This is a genomic window from Cytobacillus sp., assembly GCF_032154635.1.
Lineage (GTDB): Bacteria > Bacillota > Bacilli > Bacillales > Cytobacillaceae > Cytobacillus.
In genome coordinates, this window is the sequence record NZ_JALDXW010000088.1 from 1 (window position 1) to 3,731 (window position 3,731).

Genomic DNA, 3,731 nt, shown 5'->3' on the forward strand with positions numbered 1-3,731 from the left:
TTCATGCGCCTGTACTTTTATAAGAATGATATTGAATGGCGGCAGCACCAAGGGTTTTAGCAGCGATTAGCATCGCTTTTTCATCGATATCAAACTTAGGATGATGATGAGGGTAGTTTTCATTTGTATAAACCGGCTTTGCACCAGTAAAGAAAAAGGTTCCCTTCACATGCTGAAGATAATAAGCAAAATCTTCTCCGCCCATATGCGGTTCGGTTTCCTCAATATTCGTTACACTATCTATTTGCTGTGCACATTTTACTAAGTAATCTGTTTCATCCTTATGGTTAACGACTGCTGGATAGCCTCTTGAATACAAATAATCATATGTACTATTTGCTGTATAGCAAGTTCCTTTTACGATCCGCTCCATCTCTTCTTCAATAAATGATCGAACCTCTTCATTAAATGTTCGGACCGTGCCGATAAGTTTAGCTTTGTCAGCGATGACATTAAAGGCATTGCCTGAGACAAAGGAACCTACAGTCACAACAGCTGAATCAATGGGATTTACTTTTCGGCTGACTATTTGCTGCAGATTGATGACCAATTGTGAAGCAGTTACAATCGCATCCTTTGTCCGATGCGGCTGTGCCCCATGTCCGCCTTTTCCTTGTATTGTAATTTCAAAACGGTCAGCAGCAGCCATAACTGGCCCGACACGGTATTGAATCGTACCTGTCGGTTCGGATGCCCACAAATGGGTTCCGAAAATCACATCTACCCCATCTAAGCATCCATCCTTGATCATTGAAATGGCACCCCCTGGGGCATATTCTTCTGCATGCTGGTGGATAATTACATAGTTTCCTTCTAGCTCCTCTCGTATTTCATGGAGTACTTTTGCAAGCACAAGTAAGGTTGCGGTATGTCCATCATGTCCGCATGCATGCATGACGCCGGGAACGAGAGACTTGTAAGGTACATCTTTTTCATCCTGGATCGGCAAGGCATCAAAATCTGCCCGTAAGGCAATGGTTTTTCCAGGTTTCTCTCCATAGATCTTTGCAACTACGCCATTTCCTCCTACTTGACTTCTTACTTCGATTCCTAACGTTTCATAATATGTTTGAATATACTTAGCTGTTTTTTCTTCTTTGAAGGATAGCTCTGGATGCTGGTGTAAATGTCTTCTAATTGAAACCATTTCTTCATAATTTTTCTCTAGCTTATCAAATAATGTGTTCACCCTTAATCTCCCTCAAATATAATTTTTTGATTATTATAACATTTTTAAACGGTTACATGTGGGGTATATTGGTAATAAAACTTTTTGTTAACCGCTTACCTGTCGAACTAGAATCTTAATGGATGAAAAAGGAACTTATTAAAATGAAATTTAGAATTTTGCAGGAAGGCCTTTAATTATATTGTTTACTATGTAGGCATCTTTTCTTTTTAATAAATATAATAAAGACTACAATAATAGCAGAATAGATCATAAAGATTAATCCATATTTTGATAAAGGGAGTTAGTAATGACAACAACGTTGACGTACATAAAGGTTTGGCAAAAAGCATTAAAAGCTGAGATCCAGCATTTAAAAAAAGAGGGCAGCACAAAGTATCGGCTATTGAAAGGAAGATTATTTTCAAAAGGGAATACCTATATCTATTTTTTTGACACCCCCTCTTTTATAAAAGTACCAGTCGGTTCTACCGTGAGAATAGAATGGGGGAAAAAGGTAGCTGATGGGAGAATACTCTCATCTGAAGGATATAGCATCATCGTTGAATTAAAGGAAAATTTAGGCTCCGTTTTATCTGAGAGTTTTCTGCTATATGATCCATGGGAACTGCTTGATCAGCTTTTTCAGCGTCTGGAGGATATGAAGGAAAGCAAACGAAAAAGAGGTAGAATTAAAAGGCTAATGGATCCATCGATGCCTGCGAAACACCCGATCGCTAATATAAAATCAAATGTTCATGAACTTATACTTCGTTCAAAATATAATCCAGTCACTTTCGTATGGGGTCCTCCTGGAACAGGGAAAACTTACACACTTGCTAGAGTGGTCGCCAATAAATATATAAAAGAGCAGCGGGTCCTTGTTCTTTCTCATAGCAATCAGGCTGTTGATGTACTCATGGCGGAAGTTTCTCTATTTGTTGAAAATAAAGGGCATTTACGTGAAGGAGATATGCTTAGATATGGATCACAAGCTGGAGAAGCGATTCAAGATCGGCCGTTTTTAACAGCCAGCCATCTTATAGAAAAGCATTATACAAACTTGGCAGAAAATAAGGAAGCTTTATTAGAGGAACGCCGGTTCATTAAACAGGACTTGTCTAAATCCTTTAGCAAAAGGGACTCAGATCGTCTTCTTCATATAGAAAAAAAGTTAACATCTGTGCTTGAGAAGATTCGTCAAAAAGAACTGGAGTTTCTAAAGGAGGCAAAAATTGTTGGCACAACTTTAGCGAAGGCAGCCAGTGATCCAGCTATTTATGAAAAGGACTTTGATCTTGTTGTCTTGGATGAGGCAAGTATGGCCTATGTTCCGCAGGCTGCTTTTGCAGTATCACTTGCTAAGCGTGCGATCATTTGCGGGGATTTTAAGCAGCTTCCTCCCATTGCAGCAGCGCGTCATCCGCTCGTAAATGAATGGCTAAGAGAAAATATTTTCTATCAATCCGGTGTGTCTGAATGGGTGGAAGAGGGGAAGCTGCATCCTCATTTATTTCTCTTAAAGGAACAGAGGAGAATGCACCCGGATATTTCTTCGTTTACTAACCGATTTATTTACCATTCGCTTGTCGGTGATCATCGAAGTGTTTTGAAGGCTAGGTTAGAAATTTCAGAGAAAATGCCATTTGAAAACAGTGCTTCTATCCTTTTAGATACATCAGGGGCTGGGAGTTTTTGCGTGAAAGACAGAGCTTCTAATTCACGTATAAATGTATGGCATTTGCTTCTATCAGTTCAGTTAATTCATGAGGCTTATTTAGGAGGAATAAGATCGATTGGGTATGTTACACCTTATCGCGCACAGGCAATGCTAATTGAACAGCTGCTAGATGAAATGTTAAGAGATAGGCTAGAGGATGCTGACATTATTGCAGCAACTGTTCATCGCTTTCAAGGCAGTGAGCGGGACATGATGATTTTTGATACAGTCGATAGCTATCCACAGGAGCGTGCTGGGATGCTCTTAGTAGGAAAAGAAAGTGAAAGGCTCCTGAATGTGGCGATCACAAGGACTAAAGGGAAGTTTGTGCACCTATGTGACTATGGGTTTGTGCGAAATCATGTATATCAAAATAAAACTTGGCGAAAGCTTGCTGAACATCAGCGGACTAGTGGAAAAGCAATAGGTCCAAATGAAATTGGTACTTGGATAAAAAATCAACACCCAAGCCTGCAATGGATGCATGCAAGAAAGCTAGAACGAGTGAAAGCAGACATTGATGAAGCAATAAAAACAATCACAGTTGGACTGCCTAAGGGCAGCGGTTTATCGGATGAATGGATAGAGCTATTAAATAGAAGAGGAAAAGGGGTTATGCTGACTTTTCTGGCAGAGGAGAGTGCACCTGGGCTCCGTGGAGTAAACCAAGCAACAGAGCTATTCCCTTTTCCGTTTATTATTATTGATAATCAATTGACTTGGCTTGGTCTTCCGGTTGAAGCAAATAAAAGAGCGCTTCCTCCATATATCGCCGCAAGGGTTGAATCTAAACAGTTTGTAAATCTTCTTACTTCATATATAAATGGATAATTCTTGTCACTT

Annotated in this window: 2 protein-coding genes; one reads left to right on the plus strand and one right to left on the minus strand. The window is 39.7% G+C overall.

What is annotated here, in order from left to right:
- Window position 1: 1 nt before the first annotated feature.
- A complete protein-coding gene (locus RUH74_RS24095; protein WP_313805413.1) occupies window positions 2-1,147 on the minus strand; it encodes a M20 family metallopeptidase in 1,146 nt (381 codons plus the stop codon).
- Window positions 1,148-1,478: 331 nt separating this feature from the next.
- Between RUH74_RS24095 and RUH74_RS24100 the strand changes: the two genes are divergently transcribed.
- Entirely contained in the window at window positions 1,479-3,719 is a 2,241-nt protein-coding gene (locus RUH74_RS24100; RefSeq protein WP_313805411.1) for a DEAD/DEAH box helicase, read from the plus strand.
- Window positions 3,720-3,731: the final 12 nt, after the last annotated feature.

Bases quoted from the DNA above. Each gene is read 5' to 3' on its own strand.
- RUH74_RS24095 (WP_313805413.1), bottom strand. From the start codon at position 1,147: ATGGTTTCAATTAGAAGACATTTACACCAGCATCCAGAGCTATCCTTC.
- RUH74_RS24100 (WP_313805411.1), top strand. From the start codon at position 1,479: ATGACAACAACGTTGACGTACATAAAGGTTTGGCAAAAAGCATTAAAA.